Below are 20,176 nucleotides of genomic sequence, written 5' to 3' on the forward strand. Positions count from 1 at the left end.
ATCAGTGAGTCCAACGTTGAGCAGGGTCGCTCACCCGTACGCGAGTAGCAGTGGGACGCTCTGCTCGGCGCTCGTCAGTGAGCCATGGTGGCCGATCAACGAAGACTCCAGGGGCTCGACTGTTCGTCTCAGCAAACCTACAGAACCGCGGGCAGCGGCTACGACATCGCCGATGCGTGTTCGCGTCGTGTCGCTGACGCGCTCGCCGAACCAGCCGGCGGCAATAGCCTCGTCGCGCGAGACCACCCATGCCCGACCTGCGAGCGTGGCCTGCCATGTCGCCAACACGTCGTCGGCCGCGCCGGGAACTACATATATGTGCCGCGCCCGAGCTTCGCCCCCGATATCGGTCACGCCAACAGTGAGCGAGTCGTCGCTGTCGATGTCGACGTCGTCGGTGCCGACGGTGACCATCCCGTGGTCGGCCACGACTGCGAGCAGTCCGCCGGACGGCAGGCCCTCGACGATGGATTCCACCAGCCGGTCAATCTGGCGCAGCTGCATGATCCACGCGGTCGATCCGGGACCGTAGAGGTGGCCCATCATGTCGAGTTCGCTGTGGTAGGCGTAGCAGAACCCGCCGGCGGCAACGGACTCGCGCACCCGCGCGGACAGATCGCCCATCGCGTGCACGCCGATGTACTGGCCGCCGCGCAGCGCTGCGCGCGTCATCCCGGACCCGGTGAATTCGGCTCCGGAGATGACGCTGACCGACGCCCCCGCCGAGACGGCCCGTTCGAACGTCGTCGGCATCGGTTGCACCTCCTCGGGCGGCGCAGCGTCTCGCACGTCGGCGCCCCACGGGTGGATGCGCCAGCGCAAAGAGTTCACAACGCCGACGTCGGGCAGCCGGAAGGAGTATCCGACCATGCCGTGCTCGCCGGAGCGACATCCGGTGCCCAGCGCGGCGAGTCCGGCGACGGTGGTGGCCGGGAAGCCGACCTGCAGCGTTCGGCCGCGTAGACCGGCCATGACGGGCGCGTCGGCGGCGTGTTCGTCGAGTAACTCCGCGCCGAGTCCGTCGACCAATAGCACGCAGGCGCCGGTGATATCAGCGGCTAACGGTATCCGCCTGTCGAATCCTGCGACCCCCATCGCGGAGAGAACGGACGGTATGACGTCGGCGAGGTGTGGCGTGTCCGGACTGGGCTGTGGCAGGTCCACATGCCGAGCCTGCCACACCGCCGGACGGCCTTTACCCATCCTTGACCGTGTATTGAATCCGCGCCCTGACGATGGGCGACGTGACTACGCTTTCACTCGTGGAGCTGGGGGTTTTAGGGCCTCTGCAGGTCCGGCAGTATGGCCTGCCGGTCGCTGTCCCAGGCGCAAAACCACGCGCTGTCCTCACCATGCTCGGTCTGCACGGCGGTTCCGTCGTCACGGCCGACGCCCTCGCCGAGCTGCTCTGGGGTCCTCGTCCGCCGCGTACCGCCGTTAAGGCGCTGCAGACCCACATCTCTTCTCTGCGCCGCGCCCTCGGCGACGGCTATGTGCTGACGGAGGGGACCGGGTGGACCCTGAGCACGACCGAGATCGACGCCACCCGGTACAAGCTGGCCGCCAGGCAGGGGCGCGACGCGTTCGCGGGCGGAGACGCAGGCCAGGCCGTGGCCCGGTTCGACGAGGCGTTGGCACTGTGGCGCGGCGCGCCGGAGCTGCCCGATGGGCCGCGCGGCGGGTCGGAGAAGACGCGCTGGATCGAGAGCCACGCCGCATTGGTGGAGGACAGGGTCGACGCGCTGCTCGCGACGGGGCGGGCCGCCGAAATCGTCGGCGAGCTGGAGGCCGCGATCGCCGATGCCCCGTTGCGCGAGCGGCGTTGGAGTCAGCTGATGCTCGCCCTTTACCGTGCGGGCAGGCAGGGTGAAGCGCTTGCGGCCTACCAGCGCGCTCGGTCGATGCTCGCCGACGAGCTCGGTGTCGACCCGGGGCCAGACCTTCGTCGGCTCGAAGCAGCGATCGTTGCGCAGGATGTCGCGCTGGAAATTGCTGTGCCGGAGCAACTTTCGATAGTCACACGTGCGGTGACGTTCCTGCTCACCGATATCGAGGGGTCCACGGCGGCGTGGGAGGCCGACGCCGAAGCCATGGCGACGGCGCTCGCACGCCATGACGAGATCGTCGAACAGGTCGTCACGTCACGGGGAGGCCGCCTGGTCAAGACGCGGGGCGAGGGCGACGCGACGTTCTCGGTTTTCGATCGGCCGTCGGGCGCGGCCGCTGCCGCCATCGAGCTGCAGGAGGCGATCCGCCACGAACCCTGGGTGCTGGCTGAACCCATGCGCATCCGGGTGGCGCTGCACACCGGTGAGGTGGAGTTGCGCGATGGCGACTACTTCGGTCGGGCGGTCAATCGCGCTGCCCGTTTGCGATCGCTGGCCGCAGGCGGGCAGACCCTGTGTTCGGGCGCGACCGCCGAACTCGTGATCGACACGTTGTCCGACGATGTAGTGCTCGCCGATCTCGGGATGCGGCAGTTGCGCAACCTCGCTCGCCCAGAGCATGTCTTCGAGCTGCGGCTGGAGACGGCCGTGGATTCCGTCGAACCGGCAGTGGAAACGCCCATCGAACGGCCGGCCCTGCCCGCGGTGCTGGCCGGGCCGGGGCCGTTTGTCGGGCGAGTTCCTGAGCTCGAGGGACTTCTGGCGGAGTGGGAGTCGACGCTGGCGGCGGGTGCGCGTGCCGTTCTGATCTCGGGCGAACCCGGAGTGGGCAAGACGCGGTTGGCAGGCGAGTGGTCGCGACTGGCCTACGAGCAGGGTGCCGTCGTGCTCTACGGCCGCTGCGACGAGGACCTAGGCGCGGCGTATCAGCCGTTCGCGGAGGCGTTGCGGTCGTTGGTGCCGTGCCTGGGCGCCGACCGGTTGCGCGCCATGCGCGGGATCGAGGCGTTACTTCTGCTCGTGCCCCGACTCACCGACACCGTGCCCGATCTGACGACGCCCACACGCTCGGACCCGGATACTGAACGCTACGCATTGTTCGACGCTGTCGTCGCACTGCTGGCGATGGCGGCCGCGAGTGCGCCGGTCGTCCTGATCCTCGATGACCTGCATTGGGCGGCCAAACCCACACTGCTGCTGCTGCGACACCTGCTGCGGTTCGGGGAGCACGCCCGAGTGCAGATCGTCGGGACGTACCGCAGCACCGACCTCGACCGCTCCCATCCGCTGGCGGCCATGCTCGCCGACCTGCACCGCGACGGCTCCGCCAGTCGTCTCGCACTGGGTGGCCTCGACGAGGATGACGTCACTGCCTACGTCGCCGAAGCCGGGTACGACGACGTCGAGTTGGCGCGAGCGTTGGCCTCGGTTACCGGGGGCAACCCGTTCTTTCTGATCGAGGCGTTACGGCACGTCGCTGAGAGCGGCGGCCGATGGGACCCGAGCACGCTGCCCCAGGGAGTTCGAGAAGCGGTGAGCCGCAGGCTTTCCCGACTTCCTGCGGAGACGAACAAGGCGTTGGCTGCCGCCGCAGTCGTCGGTAGTCGATTTCCCCTCGCGCTGGTCGAGCAGGTGGTGGGCGAAGACCTCATCGACGCGTTCGACGAAGCGTGCAAGGCAGGAATCGTCATCGAGGAACCGGGCGGTCGATATCGGTTCAACCACGCCCTCGTTCGGCAATCGCTACTGGCAGAGCTGGCGTCGGTGCGGCGGATGCGGCTGCACCAGAAAATTGCCACCACGCTGGAGGCCGAGTCGGGGGCCGACGACGAACTGCTGGCCGAGCTGGCGTACCACTATTTCGAATGCGCGTGGGCGGGCAACGCGGCCAAGGCGGTCGAGTACTGCAGGCGCGCAGCGGATCAGGCGATCGAGCGCCTCGCATACGAAGGCGCGGCCGAACTCTACGACCGGGCACTGCATGCGCTCGAGGAACTCGACGACGAGTTGCCCGACCGCGACGCCCTGGAAGCCGAGCTGCTCGTCGCTCGTTGTGAGGCGCTGCTGGCGGCGGGCGACGTGGGTTCGGCGGCGGGTGCGGTAGCGCAATTGCGTCGCGCAGCAGGGGATTCGGTGCGGCTGTCAGCCTGGGGCACGTGTTTCGACGGCCAGCTTTCGATGCTGACGAATCCCGAACGTTTGGACGAGATCGAATCCGAGGTAGGCGCCGCCGCACAACGGTTGGCCGAGCTGGATGATGCTGCGGGGGAGGCGAACGCCCACACGGTCCGGGCTGCGTGCCTGGCCCGCCTGGGCCGCATCGCTGATAGCGAAACGGAGTTGGATCAGGCGCTGACCGCGGCACGACGTGCGCGCGACCACCGTCGGGTGAATGCCGTGTTGGCGGGTGCGCCGCTGGCGGCGTTGTGGGGACCGAATCCGGTGCCGCGCGCGGGTGGTCGGTGTCTGGATGTCGTTCGGCTGCTGCGCATCACGACGGGGTCGCCGGTGGTGGAGGCCACGTCGACACGGTGCCAGGGAGTGCTGGATGCGATGCGTGGACGCGCGGCCGCGGGCCGGCAGCTGATCGATTCGGCCAGACGCACCCTCACCGAACTCGGCATGCGGCACGCGTTACTGGAGGTCGACCAGTTCGCAGGCATCGTCGAGTTGGTCGCTGACGACCCGGCTGCTGCCGAACCGCATCTGCGGAGGGCGTATGACGGATTTCGCAGGATGGGTCTGGACGCCGATACCGCAGAGACCGCGGCTTTCTTGGCGCGAACTTGCCTGGTGCTTGATCGGGACGCCGAGGCCGACGAACTGTGCAGGGAGAGTGAGCGACTCGCCGGCCATGCGTTGAGGCCGTCGATCACCTGGCGGACGGTTCGTGCTCAGTTGCACGCCCGTGCTGGTGCTCATGACGAGGCTCGGCGGGTGGCAGGGGAGGCCGTCAGCATCGCCGAGCGTACTGACGCTTTGGTGGATCACGGTGACGCCTGTCTGACGCTGGCGATGGTGTTGGCCATGGCCGATGACACTGTCGGGTCGCGCGCGGCAGCTGAACAGGCGGTCGCACTGTTTGAACGCAAAGGTGCTGCGGCACTGGTTGAAAGGGCGCGACGGGTTCTCGGCCGCCGCGTCCCCGCCACAACACCTGCATCGCAACCGTCCACCGTCCAGCCGGACAACACGTGTGTGCGAGTGCTTCGTCGCGTAGACGCTGCGCTCCAACGCACGGCCTGGGACGAATTCGAGCATGAGTATGCTCCCGTTGGTTCGATCGAGAGTCGTCGGAAGATAGTGGGCTTTGGTCCGGCCGATTATCGACCCAGTGAATTTGCGAGCCAAGCACGAGATTTCGGTCGCGTAATGGGAGCAGCGCGCCTCCGGCGTGATGTCGTCGCTGTGCGGGGTGAGCGGATGGCCCTCACCAGGTTGGTGGTTGGCACTACCGACACAAGTCCGGGAGCCCCTCAGGACGAGATGCTTCAGTTGGTCGGTATCGACCGCACCGATCGAATCGCGCTGCAGATCTGGTTCGATGCCGACGACATCGATGCCGCGATCACCGAGATGGAGGCTGTGCACGCCCGTTTAGAACTCGAAGGTGCGCCTTTGCGTGGGCTGGAAAACGAGTGTGTGCGGGTGCTTAACCGCGTTGATGCCGGCGTGCAGAACGCAGACTGGAGCGAAGTAGAGCAGCGGTATGCCCCCCGCGGTTCTATCGAGAGTCGCCGGAAGATAGTCGGCTTCGATCGAGTCGACTATCGACCTAGCGAATTTACAAGCAAGACCAGAGAATTTGCGCGTGGGATACGCTTCGGACGTTTCCGCCGTTTGATCCTCGCGGTACGGGGCGAGAGCTTAGCTCTTTCCCGGGTGGCGGTCGGCACCGGCGACGCGAGCCCAGGCGCGCCGCAGGATGAGTGGCTACAGGTGGTCGGCATCGACGCGGACCGTCGAATCGCGCTGCAGGTGTGGTTCGACCTCGAGGACATGGACGCCGCGATAGCGGAACTCGACGCACAGCACAAGCGCCTCGGGGGAGAGCCTGAGCGCTCGCATCTGGAGAACGTCGCTAGTCGAGCCGAAGAGCGGATCGACGCACTGTTCGGCGATCGTCGCTGGGACGAGATCGGTGAACTGCTGGTCGATGACTTCCGGACCGATGACCGGCGCCGAGGGCTACGCCGTGCGAGCACCGATCGAGCCACGGAAATCAAGAATCTGCGCGCGATGTCCGAGATCGGTGTAACGCAAATATCGACAGTGCCGACCGCCGTGCGTGGAAACCATCTTTGTCTGAGTCGCATGCGGTTTCAGGGTCTTGACGCCTTCGATGCTGAGGTCCTCGTCGTTACTGAGGTAAACGCTGATTCGTTGTTGGTAGCAAGAACTGCGTTCGATCTAGACGATATGGACGCTGCCGTCGCCGAACTCGACGCCCGTTACCTCGCATCAGAAGCCGAGCCGCATGCGCACGTCTGGTCAGTGATCGTCGATACGTACGCCGAGTTCAACCGAGCGGACTACCCGAGCGTCGTGAATATCGATCACCGCAAGTCAGTGCGATACGCGCCAGGAGAATTAACTACTGCCCGGATGAAGGACCTCATGCCCAACCTCCGCTCGTACGTGGAGGTCGTGCATCGACTGACCGATGCCGGTGTAGTCGTCACCGGAATATCTTCTGGGACTGCGGCAGAGGGCTTCGAAGCGGAGTGGCGAATGGTGCTGCTTCTCACGGTCGACGGTGGCCACTTGGCTTGGAACGAACTGTTCGACGAAGCAGATCTGGAAACCGCACTCCGTCGCTTTGACGAATTGACTCGGCCGAAGCCGCAGTTGGGGAACTCGGCAAGCCGGGTGAACAAGCACTTCGACGAATGCTTTGCGGCCCGCGACTGGCCTGCCATGGCAGCACTGCTGGCCGAGGACATGTGCAATGACGATCGTCGCCAGGTCATTGGCGCGGGGATCCGGTATGGCCGAGATGCCGAAGTCGCGAATATGCAGGCGATCGTCGACCTGGGGGTCATGGACGCGACGTCAGAAGTCGTCGCAGTTCGCGGAATGCGCCTCGCTCTCCTTCGGACCCGCTTCTCGGGGCGAGATCGGAGGCCTGAGGCGTTCCACACCGACATACTCGACATCGTCGAGATCGACGGCGACGGCTGGATCGCGCGACGCGTTGCGTTTGATGCAGATGATCTCAATGCCGCTTTAGCCGAGCTCGACGCGCGCTACCTCGCGGGCGAAGCCGCACCGTACGCGCACTCCTGGTCGGTCGTCGTCGGCGTTTTCGACGCGCTCGCTCGTCACGACGTGCCCGTCGCGACGGCAGACTGGGTGAGCATCGATCACCGGCGAGGAACGCCGCTCGCCCAAACCGACCTCAAGGAGATTGTCACTACCCTTAACGAGCTCACGCCGGACCTAAGCAACTTCGTTGAGACAGTGCATGTTCTGCGCGATCACGGAGCCCTTGTCACCCAGGTCTCTCGTGGGACGTCCGCCGAGGGTTTTGCTGCCGAGTGGCGGATAGTCAATCTCCTGACGGTCGACGGCGACATGGTCAACCGCTGTGAGCTGTTCGACGAGGCAGACCTCGATAGAGCGCTAGCCCGGTTCGACGAACTCGATTCTTCTTCTACAACCCAGCTGGCAAATGCGGCCAGTCGAGCAGATGGTCGATTCTTTGCACATTTCACCGCCCGTGATTGGGCGGCGTTAGGCGAGACCCTGGCCGATGCCTGTTTGGTCGATGACCGTCGTAGCGTGGTGAACGTAGGGTCTTGGAATGGCCGCGACGACGTTGTCGCAAACCTGCGAGCCCTTGCTGAGGCGGGGCCGTCTATTGCCCTGAGTGTCATCGCAATCCGTGGGCAGCGCCTCGCACTCTCGCGAATTCGTTCCTCAAGACCCGATACACGCCAATGGGACGTCGGCAGCGAAATGTTCCACATCGTCGAGATCGACGCCGACGAGCGGATCATCGCACATATCGAGCTCGGACCTGCCGACCTGGACGCCGCCTTCGCAGAGCTCGACGCGCGCTACATTTCGGGTGAAGCGGCGGTGAATGCACACGTTTGGTCGGTTGTCGCGGGGGCTTACGCAGCGTTCAACAGACACGAGCTGCCTCCGTGGACTGACGATACGGTAGACATCGATCACCGCAGCACGACAGCCCTCGCGCCCGGTGACCTAGCGCCATACCTTCACGCAACGTGGTTCCAGACGCCCGATGTCAGGGTCGACATAGTGGCCGTTCATCGGCTGACGAGTTTCGGCGCAGTTGTCACCCATGTCGCGAAAGGAACCACGGAACAGGGATTCGAGGGTGAGTGGCGGAAAATCACCTTGTCGATTGTCGAAGGTGACCGCATTAGCCGCAGCGAGATGTTCGACGAGGCAGATCTCGATGCAGCACTCGCCCGATTCGACGAACTGGCTAACCCGGCAACGCGACTGGAGAACACCGCGAGTCGAGTGGAGGCGCGCGCGCAGTTCCTTGTCGCAGCAGGACACTGGGATGCGGTGGCGGAGGTCTTGGCTGACGACGTTTCGATCGATGATCGTCGTCGCGTCGTGAATGCCGGCCTGCGACGGGGTCGAGATGCGGTGGTCGAGGATCTACGGGTCGGTGCCGAGATCGGCTTGACACACATTACGCCTAGGGCCATCGCCATTCGGGGCGAGCGATTGACGCTGGGACACATCCGCTATTCAGCTGACGAAGAACGACCCGAGGTCGGCGTGATCGATCTGGTTCAAGTCATCGAAATCGATGCGGACGAAAGGATCACGGCCCTCGTTCTTTTCGACGCCGACAACCTTGGTGCCGCTGTCGAGGAACTCGAGTCCCGTTATGTGTCGGGCGAAGGCGCTGCTCTTGCGCGCACTTGGTCGGTGATTGCCGAGAATTGTGCCGCGCTCAATCGACAAGAGCTGCCCGAGCGGGCGCCGGGCTCTGTGTACGTCGACCGGCGGCGAGTCGCAAACATGTGGGCGGCCGACGTGAGTGACTATTTCCGTGCGGCATGGGAACTCACACCTGACATGACGACTTTCGTCGAAACCGTGCATCGACTGAGCGACGTCGGCGCGGTCGTCAGTCAAGTGGCGCAGGGGACTTCGCACGACGGCTTTTACGCCGAGTGGCGGGTGGTGAACGTGTACACCGTCGAGGACGGTTTAATGAGCCGCTGCGAAGTCTTCGACGAGACGGATCTCGACGCCGCACTGGCGAGGTTCGACGAGCTTCTTCGACAGCCGCAGCCGGTGGAGAACACAGCCAGCCGCACGTACCAACGCTTCCTGAGTCACTTCGCAGATCGCAACTGGGATGCGATGGCCGAAATGGTCGCACCCGACAACCGCCATGACGATCGCCGGCGGGTGGTCAACGCCGGTATCCAACTCGGTCGCGACGCCGTGATCGCGAGTATGCGCGCTGTAGCCGATGTCGGGGTCACGGTCATCGAAGCGGACTTCATCGCGACTCGCGGGGAGCGCCTCGCTCTTGCACGGCAACGAGTGTCAGGCGGCAGAAGGCCCGAGGCGTTCGGCATCGAGGTGCTGATCATCGCCGAAGTCGGCGCTGACAACAAAGTCGGCGGTGGCGTCGCATTCGATATCGACGACCTCGATGCCGCATTTGAAGAGCTCGACAAGCGGTACATGGCGGGCGAAGCCGCCGCATATGCGCAGACCTATTCCGTGATCGCGGATGCGTTCGTGGCAGTCAACCGACACGAACTTCCCACGACGACATCCGACTTCGCGAGCATCGATCACCGGCGACCAATCGCGTTCGCGCCCGGTGAAATGATGGTGTACCTCCAGGCCACCTTGAATGACGCGCCCGAGATCCGTATCGACATCGAGACGGTCCACCGACTGAGCAGCCACGGGGTGGTGGTCTCTCAAGTATTGCGTAACACCTCGGGACAGGGATTCGACGCCGAGTGGCGGGTGATCACCATCTCGACAGTCGAGGATGGCCGAATCAATCGTTGCGAGCTGTTCGACGATACCGAGCTTGATGCGGCACTCGCGAGGTTCGACGAGCTGTGCAGTCCCGCACCACAGCTCCGGAATACCGCGAGCCGAGTGGCTGAACGATTCCGGGCAACTTTCGCAGCTCGCGACTGGGATGCGATGGCCGAAATGCTTGCGCAGGACTTCTACAACGAAGATCGCCGGTCCGTCGTGAATGCTGGGATCCGCCACGGCCGGGACTCCCTGTTGCAGGACATGCGATCCGCCGCCGACGCTGGGATACCGACACTTTGCTCGACTGATCTTGCGACCCGTGGAGAGCGCCTCCTCCTAGTTCGGGCAGAATCGTCCTACGAAGCGCAACCTGGTGCGTTCTACGTCGAGAACATTGCGATAGCAGAGATCGATGCAGACGGAAGCGTCACCGCTCAGGTCGTCTTCGACGTTGATGACCTCGATGCGGCATTTCAAGAACTCGACAAACGCTACATCGCCGGCGAAGCGGCCGCGCATGCACACACGTGGTCGGTCATCAAAGATGGCTATGCCGCGCTCAACCGCCACGAAATTCCCCCGACGACGCCAGAATGGGTGAACATCGACCATCGGCGAGGAGGTAGCGCATTCCCACCAGGCGAGTTGGCGACATATGTTCGCTCTTCCTGGGTGGATTCACCGCAGAACAGAATCCATGTCGAGGCGGTTCATCGGCTGAATGATCTTGGGGCCGTCGTCACCAGTACGACGCGAGGGGTGTCGGTCACCGGCTTTTACGCGGAGTGGCGAGAGGTCGGCCTGGTGATGGTCGACGGCGAGAAGCTCAATCGCACGGAGTTATTCGACGAGACCGACCTCGACGCCGCGCTGGCGAAGTTCGACGAACTCAGTAGTTCAAGATTCTTGGAGAACGCTGCCGGCCGTGTACTCAAGCTCGCTCGCACATGTTTCGCGGCTCGTGACTGGGACGGCATGCGCGCCACCCTTGCGGAAGACTTCACGCTTGACGATCGCCGACGCACGGTAAACGGTGGGATGCGTCATGGTGGAGATTCCATGATTCGTGATGCCCGCACAGCAACCGATGTCGGCATCACAGGTGTCGCTGACGAGATCATGGCTGTGCGAGGAGAGCGACTGATACTGACGCGCACGCGTTATTCGGAGAGCGATGACCAAGCCGAGGCCTTCTTTGACGAGGTACTCGAAGTCATCGAGGTCAACGACGCCGGCAAGATCTCCATGAATATCGTGTTCGACCCAAACGACGTCGACGCGGCATTCGCTGAACTCGACGCGCGGTACCTCGCCGGCGAAGCGGCGCCGTATGCGCAGACGTGGTCAGCGGTCGCAGAGACCCATGCCGCATACAACCGGAATGGCCTCGTGCCCGATGACAATTGGGTGAGTACCGACCACCGGCGGGGATACCCGGCAGACCAGCTCAACACGACAATTCGCGGTGCTCGAGAGCTCACGCCAGACCTCAGTATCTACATCGAATCTGTGCATCGGCTCAGCGATCGTGCCGCGGTGGTCACCAATAGATCCGTTGGTTCATCGCATCAGGGATTCGTCGCCGAGTGGCGAATGATCCAGCTAATGACCGTTGACGGCGACCATGTCACACGTTTGGAGATCTTTGACGAGACCGACCTAGACGCTGCGCTCGCGAGATTCGACGAACTCACTACGCGGGTTCCCCGCATTGAGAACGCGACTACGCGTATCTGGGATCGGCTTGCCGACGCATTCAATCGCCGCGACGTGGACGCCTTCGTCGACCTCACGGCGTCGGATGGCCACTTTGCTGATCGACGCATGGGACTGCGGGACTCCCAAGGCGGGGCAATGCGTCGGCGCGTGGTCGAAACGCTATTCGAGTATCCAGAGCTTTGGCGGCTGGATGTTGAGCACATTGCGGTTCGGGGATCGCGGCTTTGTCTGAGCCGTCAAACTTTTCGCGATTTCGGTGACGTTGACCGACCGACTTGTGTCGAAGTCCTGACGCTGACTGAGAGCGCGACCGATGACCTCGTCCACGACTTCGTACTCTTCGATCCGGATGATATCGAGCCCGCGTTGGCAGAACTCGACGCACGCTACCTGGCCGGCGAAGGCGCGGCCCACGCACAGATGTGGGCACTCGTTGTCGACAGCTACGCCAGGTTCAACCGGCATGAGCCGCCTTTGACGACTCCTGATTGGGTGAACATCGACCACCGTCGGGTGACAGCGTTTGAGCCCGGCGACCTGACAAACTACGTCCAAGCGGCGTTTACCGTCACGCCCGACACTCAGGCCCATATCGCGGCAGTGCACAGGCTGAGCAATCTCGGAGCGGTTATCACGGCCTCGACGTATGGAACGTCGCCGCAGGGATTCCGCGCCGAGTGGCGGGATATTCATCTACTCACATTCGAGGGCGACCTAGGCAACCGCTTCGAGCTGTTCGACGACGAAGACCTCGACGCCGCGCTCGCGCGGTTCGACGAAATCAACAAACCGCCACCTCGACCCGACAACGCTGCGATGCGGGCTTGGCGGCGTTTTTCGGAGGTGTACAACCGGCGAGATCTGGAGGGGTTTCTCGCCGTCCACGACGAGGACGCTTATTACGATGATCGCCGGAAGGGACTTCGCGACGAAGGTCCCGTGGACCCGGATGTCGGGTGTGCGCTCTTGTTTGAGGCGGCCCCGAGTTGGCGACTGTCTATCGAGCTCATCGCCACTAGGGGAGAAGCCCTGGCGCTGATGCGCGGCAGATTCCGCGATATCGATGAGCCAGATGGGCCGAGCGTAGTGGAGGTCCTCGCGGTGGTCGAGGTGTCCGACCGCGAAATGATTGCTTATGAGGCCTTTTTCGATCCGGACGAGATCGACTCCGCGTTGGCGGAACTCGACGCCAGGTTCCTGGCAGGGGTCGATGCGGCTCACTCACACATTTGGAAGCTGGTCAATCAGACCTATGCGAGGTTCAATCGGCATGAACTGTCACAGACGACTACCGACTGGGTGAACGTCGATCACCGGCGCGCCATGGTTCCTGCGCCCGGTGAGATGAACGAGTACGTCAGCGCAATGTGGGCGGTCGCGCCGGACGTCCGCACCCGAATCGAGAGCGTGCATCGATTGACCCACCTTGGCGCTGTGTTCACCCACACCGAGTCGGGAACGTCGCGCGAGGGCTTCGATGCCGAATGGCGCGAGATCACCCTTCTGATGTTCGACGGCGAATTGATCAGCCGCTGTGAACTCTTCGACGACCACGATCTCGATACGGCCCTGTCTTGGTTTGACAAACTCAGCGTGCCTGCAACACACCTCGATAATGCGGCGATTCGCGGGGACGGCAGGGCCGCAGACGCATTCAATCGTGGGGATCTTGAGGGCTACCTCGGCGTGTTGGCGACCAACGCGCAGTACGACGACCGGCGGCGGGGGCTGCGCAATGCCGGCCCAATTGACCGGGAGTTCGTACGTGGGCTGCTTTTCACCGGGCCCTCGAGTTGGCGCGTAGAGATCGAGCCTGTCGCCAACCGGGGGCGCCATCTTGCACTGGTTCGCCACATCTGTCGCGACAGCGGTGAGGCCGGCAAGCCCGTCGTTGCTGAGGTATTGGCGGTTGTCGAGGCGCAGGACGATGAACGGATCAGCCGCAGTGTGCTTTTCGATCTCGATGAGATCGCCGCCGCCTTCCAGGAACTGGACAGTCAGTATCTCGCTGGGGAAGCGGCCCAATGCCGCGACACCTGGTCTGCGGTGGCGCAGATGTACTCCGGACTCAACCGGCACGAACTTCCCGCGTGGATAACGGACGTCGTCCACCTGGACTACCGCACAGTCGTCACAATCGATCCCAACGATCTGGCTGAAACCCTCCGCACCGCGTGGGATCTCGTGCCGGACCTCACCATGTACGTCGAGAGCATTCATCGACTCACCGACGTCGGAGCCGTCGTCACCAACAGGTCGTACGGCCGCTCGAAAGAGGGATTCGATGCGGAGTGGCGAATGATCCAAGTCCTCACAGTTGGGCGTGGTCGAATCGACCACTTCGAACTATTCGACGAGGGTGATATCCACGCCGCACTCGTCAGACTCGACGAACTCAGTTCGTCAGCAACGCGACTCGAGAATGCAGCGAGCCGTGCGCGAGCACAAGTCTGCGATACATACAACCGCCGTGATGTGGACGGATTTCTTTCGCTCGCCAGCGGCCGATACGTGGACCGCAGAAAAGGACTGCAATATGAAGGAGCGGCCGACGGGGATTACGCAGCCGCGGTATTGTCCGGAACGCCCACGAGTTGGCACCTGGAACATGAGGCGGTTGCCATCAGGGGAGACCGCTTGGCGCTGAGCCACGAAACGTTCCGCGACACAGCCGATGCCGAACTGCCAGTCACCGTTGAATTGATCGCGCTCACGGATCTCACCGACAAATTCGTGCCGTGTGTAGTGTTTTTCGACCCTGACGACATTCACTCTGCCTTTGCTGAGCTCACCGCTCGCTGGGTCGCATCGGGAGAGGTCGAGCATCCCGCGGTCATCCAATCTGCGCAGCGAATTTTTGACATGGCCAATCGCCATGACTGGGCCGCCATTGCGAATCGTCTGGGCGACGCGACGTATGTAAGCCACCGACAGCTCGGACTCGACGACGCCGACATATCCGGTTACCTGTCATCGATTCAGCTATGGGCGTCACTCGTACCCGATCTGTGGGTCGAAGCCGCCGAGGTCTTCGCGCACTCGGCGATGGGTGTTTTGGCGAGGCTGGTGCTGAAAGGCACGTCGACCGAGGGCACTGTCGTTGAGGTTCCGGCGATTTATCTCATACTTCTTGACGGTGATCGCGTCACCCATCTCGAGACCTACGACCCTCAACAGCGCGATAGGGCGCTCGCCAGATTCGAGGAACTGAATGTGACCGCGCCGCTTTCGGATAACGCAGTCACACGGGTTCTCACAGGCGTGGTTGATTCCATTAACCGCCGCGACGTGGACAGTTATCTGTCCATTTTCACCGACGACGCCCGGTACGAGGATCGGCGAAAAGGCTTGCGTGACGCGGGGCTCGTCAAGCCAGACTTTGCCCGTGCGGTAATTGATGGGGCCGGCACGGGTTGGCAGGTGGAAGTCGAGTGCATTGCAAATCGGGGACCGCATCTTGTGCTCTGTCACCTGACATATCGCGATCACGACGAGGCCGACCACCCAGTCGTCGTGGAAGCCCTATTCATCGCGGAAATCACCGTCAGCCAATTGATCTCTACTCTCCTGCTTTTCGACCCCGACGACATCGATGCCGCTCTCGCCGAGCTGACCGCCCGCTGGATCGCATCAGGAGAGTGCGGCCACCCCGGAGTAATGGAAGCAATCCAGACTTTCGCCGAGTCCGCTAATCGACATGAGTGGGACAAACTGGCCACACGTCACGCCGGCGCAACGTATACCAATCACCTGCAGCTAAGAGGTGGCGCCGACACGGTCGCCGACGATATGTCTTCGCTCCGCATGCTCACGTCACTCGTTCCCGACTTGCGGTTCGAGTTGACCGACGTCCTTCGACTTTCGGCGACTGGCATCGTCATCCATACGGTCGCGAAGGGCACCTCGACCAATGACGTCCCGTTTGATCTTCCATTTGTTGTACTGCTCCTGATCGACGGTCATCGCATCGTCCACGCCGAGACGTACGACCTCGACCAACGCGAGCAGGCACTCACTCGTTTCGACGAACTCACTGTTGATGGGCCTCAGCCGAACAATGCACTAGCGCGAGTTCTCGCACGAGTGGTGGATGCCTTCGACCGGCGTGACCCTGACAGGTACCTCGCCCTTTTTTCTGAGGACTGTACTTACGAAGATCGGCGGAAAGGCCTGCGTGACGCGGGGTCGATCAGGCCAGACTACGCGCAAGCAGTGACATTCGGTGCGGCCGCGGGGTGGCAAGCGGAGTTTGAGACCATCGCTGTCAGGGGAGAGCATCTGATGCTGGGCCGCGCGACATTTCGCGATCAGAGCGAGGCCGGTAATCCGATCGCTGTCGAGGCATTGAATATCGGCAGCATCAACAAAGACGAATTGATCTTCTGGTTCGCCGTTCTCGACCCCGACGACATTGATGCCGCGTTCGCGGAACTCACCGCTCGCTGGATCGCGTCGGGAGAGGTTGCATACCCTGACGTCATCGAGGCTGCACTCCGATCGAACGAGATGTACAACCGGCACGACTGGGACGCAATCGCGGCCAATGAATTCGGTGCGACTTACGTCAACCACCGGCAACTGGTCAGCGCGGAACCCGAAACGATCGAAGACCATTGGCGGTCGATTCGCGCCTTGGCTTCTCTCATCCCAGACTTGAGGACAGAGCCTGTCGAGATACTTGCCCATTCCGCCAAAGGCGTGGTAACAGATCTCGTCGTCAAGGGCAGGACGCCCGAAGGCGCCGTCATCGAGTTCCCAGCGATCACCCTCATCCTTTTCGACGGAACGCGCGTCATCCACATGGAGGCCTTCGACGTCAACCAACGCGGACAGGCGCTCGCGCGATTCGACGAACTCCACGGTCAGTACACCTAGTTGTCTGATGGTGGTTGGGGTTCGAATGGGGTGTAGCACCACCATTGGGCGCGTTCGCCGGTGGGTCCGCGGTAGGGCGCGGCGTCGGGTGGGGGTCGGGTGGGTGGGCGGGCGAGTGATCCCGGGCTCAGGGTTCGGCCATCGCTGTCGGTGACGGTGATGTTGGGGGCGGGTCCGGTGATGGTGATGACGCCGCGGTGGTGGGCGCGGTGGTGGTAGGGGCACAGCAGGACGAGGTTGTCCAGGTCGGTGGGGCCGCCGTCTTCCCAGTGCTGGATGTGGTGGGCGTGCAGTCCGCGGGTGGCCCCGCAGCCGGGCACCGCACACGTGGGGTGGCGGTGTTCTAGGGCGCGGCGTAGCCGGCGGCCGATGGTGCGCGTGCTGCGCCCGGCACCGAGGGGTTGTCCGTCGCGGTGGAACCACACCTCACAGGTGGCGTCGCAGGTGAGGTATCGGCGGTCGGCGTCGGTGAGCAACGGCCCCAGGTGCAGGGCAGCCACCTGTTCTTTGATGTCGAGGTGCACCACGACGGTGGTGTGCTGGCCGTGGGGGCGGCGGGTAGCGTCGGCGTCCCAGCCGGCTTCGACCAGGCTCATGAACGCCTCACCCTTGGTGGGAAACGGCGACGCTACCGCGGCGGGCAGGGTGTCGGTGTCGTGGTCGCGTTTCCACGCGGCGACCGCAGCATCCAGATGGGACTGCACGGCGGCGTCGAAGGTTGCGGCGTCCAGGTGTGACAGGGTGATCTTCCAGGTGGTGGTCTGCTCGTCGCTGTGGGTGGTGGTGATCGTGGGCCGCGGCGGCGGCTCGGGTGCGGGTTCGGCCTCGGGTGGGGTGTCGCGCCAGGGGTCGGGTTCAGATGGCAGGGGTGGTTCGGCCTTGAGGGCGGTGTTGAGTTGGCTGACGGTGGCGACCTCGGCCAACGTCACGTAGTGCCCATCAGAACCTGCGCCGGCTTTCTCGGCGATGATGGCGACCTGGTCCAGTGACAACCGGCCTTCGCGCAGGCCCGCCATGCACAGCGGAAACTGTCGGGCCCGGTGCGCAATCGCGGCGATCTTCCCGGCGTTTCTGGTCGAGGAGCCGGTCTTCCACGCCACCAAAGCCGAGAGCGAGCGACACCCGGTCATGCCGACCAGGTTGTCGTGGTCCATCTCGGCCACGATGTCCACGATGCGCGCGTCGATGGCGTTGCGCTGACCCATCAGCTCACCCAGCTCGCCGAACAACACCTCCAGCCGGTCCTTCGGGCGCACGACCGCCCCGTCGGAGGCGGCGATCGAGGACATGACCCCATCAAAACAGAGGGGTCCGACAAGTACTGGGCCGCAACAAATTAACGACAACGTCGCTGATGGTTGGAGCTTGCGGAGCAAGCATGGTCCGACGAACCCGAGGGTATCGCGCACCAGGAACCGCAACGTGAAAACCGACCATTGACATGCAGCCGGAAGGCTGCCTATGGTGGACATGCAGCCAGACAGCTGCATAAACAGATATGACACAGACGGACGAGGTATTCAAGGCGCTGGCCGACCCCAGTCGGCGCCTGCTGCTCGACAGCCTCAATTCACGCAACGGGCAGAGCTTGCGCGACCTTTGCGCGGAAATGTCCATGGCACGGCAGTCGGTCAGTAAGCACTTGGCGGTGCTCGAAGCAGCCAACCTGATCACCACGGTGTGGCAGGGCAGGGAAAAGCTGCACTACCTCAACGCCGAACCGATCAACGCGATCGCCGACCGCTGGATCAACCAGTACGACCGTGCGCGGGTGCAGACACTCGCCGATCTGAAAATCGCATTGGAGACCGAACCGATGAGCAATAGCGCCGCATTCGTCTACACCACCTACATCCGAACCACTCCTGAACGACTGTGGCAGGCGATCATCGATCCGGCGTTCTCGCATCGCTACATGGGGCACGCGATCGCGTCGGACTGGGAGAAGGGCTCGACGTATGTGTGGGAGGACCGAAAGCTCAAGATCGAGCATCCGGAGCAGGTGATCCTCGAATCGGATCCGTACCGCCGGCTCGCGTTCACCTTTCACACGTTCGTGCCGGAGCTCACGGAGTTGGGGCTGGACGAAGAGGTCATCGCCAAAGCCGCAGCGGAGCGCAGGTCAAAGGTGTCGTTCGACATCGAACCGGTCGAGGACGGTCAGGTGAAGCTGACCGTCGTACACGACGACTTTCCGCCTGAAAGCACTGTGCGCGAGCTCATTTCCGGGGGGTGGCCGTGGAAGCTGTCGAATCTCAAGACGGCGCTGGAGGAGGGGAGTGACGAGAAGTGAAGACGCCACCGATCGTGTCGGCAGGGGAGTGGGACGCCGCCCTGCAGGAGATGCTCACCAAAGAAAAAGAGGTTCAACGCGCCCGCGATGCGTTGGCCGCCCAGCGGCGTCGCATGCCCTGGACACCTGTTGACAAGGAGTACGTCTTCGACGGGCCCGACGGCAAGCTGAGCCTTCTCGAGCTGTTCGACGGCAGACGCCAGCTGATCGTCTATCGCGCGTTCATCGAACCCGGCACAGGCGGCGACGATGTCCCCGGGCACCCCGGCTGGCCCGAACACGGCTGTGTGGGTTGCTCATTGATGGCAGACCACGTGCCGAATCTCGCTCATCTCAACGCCCGCGACACAACGTTCGTGTACGTATCGCGGGCCACGCAACCCGACCTGGAGCGGATGAAAGCGAAGATGGGGTGGCGGCACCCGTGGTTCTCGCTCACTGATGACTTCGACAAGGACTTCGGTGTCGACCTCTGGCATGGCACCAACGCCTTCATCCGCGACGAGAACGACCGTGTCTTCCGCACCTACATGATCTCCGGCCGCGGAGACGAAGTGTTCGTCGGCACCTGGAACCTGCTCGACATGACCGCGCTTGGGCGGCAGGAGAATTGGGAAGACTCGCCCGAGGGTTATCCGCAGGGCCCGCCCTACAAGTGGTGGCGCTGGAACGACACCTACGCCGAGGAGGGCCACGGCCCCGGCGGATGCTGCTCCTAGGACTTCACGCTCGCCAGCGCTTGGTCGATGATCTCCGACCACCGCGCGGCGTTGACGGCCTCGATCGCCGTCTCGCCCGCGAAAGCGCTCGAGATGACGAGGTCGGGTGCCACGGTGCCGAGTAGCTTCACACTGTCCCGCATGGCTGCCGCGTCACCCCGGCCGGGCACCACGAACGTCGACCAGGTGCCGTCACCGGCGGGAAAGATCGTGTCGCCGGTGAACAGATATCGGTCGCCGCCCACGCCCGTCACCAGGTAGCATGTGCTTCCGGGTGAATGACCTGGTGTGGGAAGCACTTCCACACCGTTGAGGTCGACGTGTCGCACAGCTTCCAGCGGTACGTCGACGCGACCGTGTTGCGCAATCTCTCTCAGTTCGGCTGCGGGAGCGTGCAGCTGGCGACCGAAACGTTCGGCGATGCGGGCCAGGTTCGGGCCCGCCTCGTCGAGGTGCGACAGATATTGGCCGTGGACGCCGCCTAGTTCGTCGATAGCATCGAAATCCGCGTCGCTGGCCGGACTGTAGAAGAGCACATTGCCGGCCGGCCGTTGCCACAGGTACGCGTGGGTGGTCAAACCGGGAAACGGTGAATCCATGCGGGTCTGATAGAGATCGTCGTTGATCTTCGTCAAAGTAGCCATGACTCCACCCTGCTTCCTCAACCATTGTTGAGGTCAAGC

Annotated in this window: 6 protein-coding genes; 3 read left to right on the forward strand and 3 right to left on the reverse strand. The window is 63.3% G+C overall.

Annotation, left to right across the window (positions count from 1 at the left end):
- Positions 1 to 30: 30 nt before the first annotated feature.
- Positions 31 to 1,164: an alkaline phosphatase family protein gene (locus M1248_RS24475; protein WP_163728167.1), complete on the reverse strand. Its 1,134-nt coding sequence runs from the start codon at positions 1,162 to 1,164 to the stop codon at positions 31 to 33.
- A 98-nt stretch (positions 1,165 to 1,262) separates the two neighbouring features.
- Here M1248_RS24475 and M1248_RS24480 point away from each other — a divergent pair, with 98 nt between their 5' ends.
- Entirely contained in the window at positions 1,263 to 16,481 is a 15,219-nt protein-coding gene (locus M1248_RS24480) for a BTAD domain-containing putative transcriptional regulator (protein ID WP_317150032.1), read from the forward strand.
- On the opposite strand, the gene M1248_RS24485 is transcribed toward M1248_RS24480, so the two are convergent.
- Entirely contained in the window at positions 16,478 to 17,770 is a 1,293-nt protein-coding gene (locus M1248_RS24485) for an HNH endonuclease signature motif containing protein (RefSeq protein ID WP_317149983.1), read from the reverse strand. The genes M1248_RS24480 and M1248_RS24485 overlap by 4 nt on opposite strands.
- A 209-nt stretch (positions 17,771 to 17,979) precedes the next feature.
- Here M1248_RS24485 and M1248_RS24490 point away from each other — a divergent pair, with 209 nt between their 5' ends.
- Complete coding sequence (locus M1248_RS24490) at positions 17,980 to 18,774, forward strand: ArsR/SmtB family transcription factor (RefSeq protein ID WP_317149984.1); 795 nt, start codon at positions 17,980 to 17,982, stop codon at positions 18,772 to 18,774.
- A complete protein-coding gene (locus tag M1248_RS24495) occupies positions 18,771 to 19,493 on the forward strand; it encodes a DUF899 domain-containing protein (protein WP_317149985.1) in 723 nt (240 codons plus the stop codon). The genes M1248_RS24490 and M1248_RS24495 overlap by 4 nt, the downstream gene beginning before the upstream one ends.
- On the opposite strand, the gene M1248_RS24500 is transcribed toward M1248_RS24495, so the two are convergent.
- Complete coding sequence (locus tag M1248_RS24500) at positions 19,490 to 20,137, reverse strand: MBL fold metallo-hydrolase (protein ID WP_163728156.1); 648 nt, start codon at positions 20,135 to 20,137, stop codon at positions 19,490 to 19,492. The two genes, M1248_RS24495 and M1248_RS24500, sit on opposite strands and share 4 nt — an antisense overlap.
- Between the last annotated feature and the right edge of the window lie 39 nt (positions 20,138 to 20,176).

Origin of the sequence: Mycobacterium sp. 29Ha (genome assembly GCF_032883055.1) — a bacterium.
Classification (GTDB): domain Bacteria; phylum Actinomycetota; class Actinomycetes; order Mycobacteriales; family Mycobacteriaceae; genus Mycobacterium; species Mycobacterium gallinarum.

What these genes read in the sequence shown, in the direction of transcription:
- M1248_RS24500 (WP_163728156.1), bottom strand. Translation starts at nt 20,137, where the DNA reads ATGGCTACTTTGACGAAGATCAACGACGATCTCTATCAGACCCGCATG.
- M1248_RS24490 (WP_317149984.1), top strand. Translation starts at nt 17,980, where the DNA reads ATGACACAGACGGACGAGGTATTCAAGGCGCTGGCCGACCCCAGTCGG.
- M1248_RS24485 (WP_317149983.1), bottom strand. Translation starts at nt 17,770, where the DNA reads ATGTCCTCGATCGCCGCCTCCGACGGGGCGGTCGTGCGCCCGAAGGAC.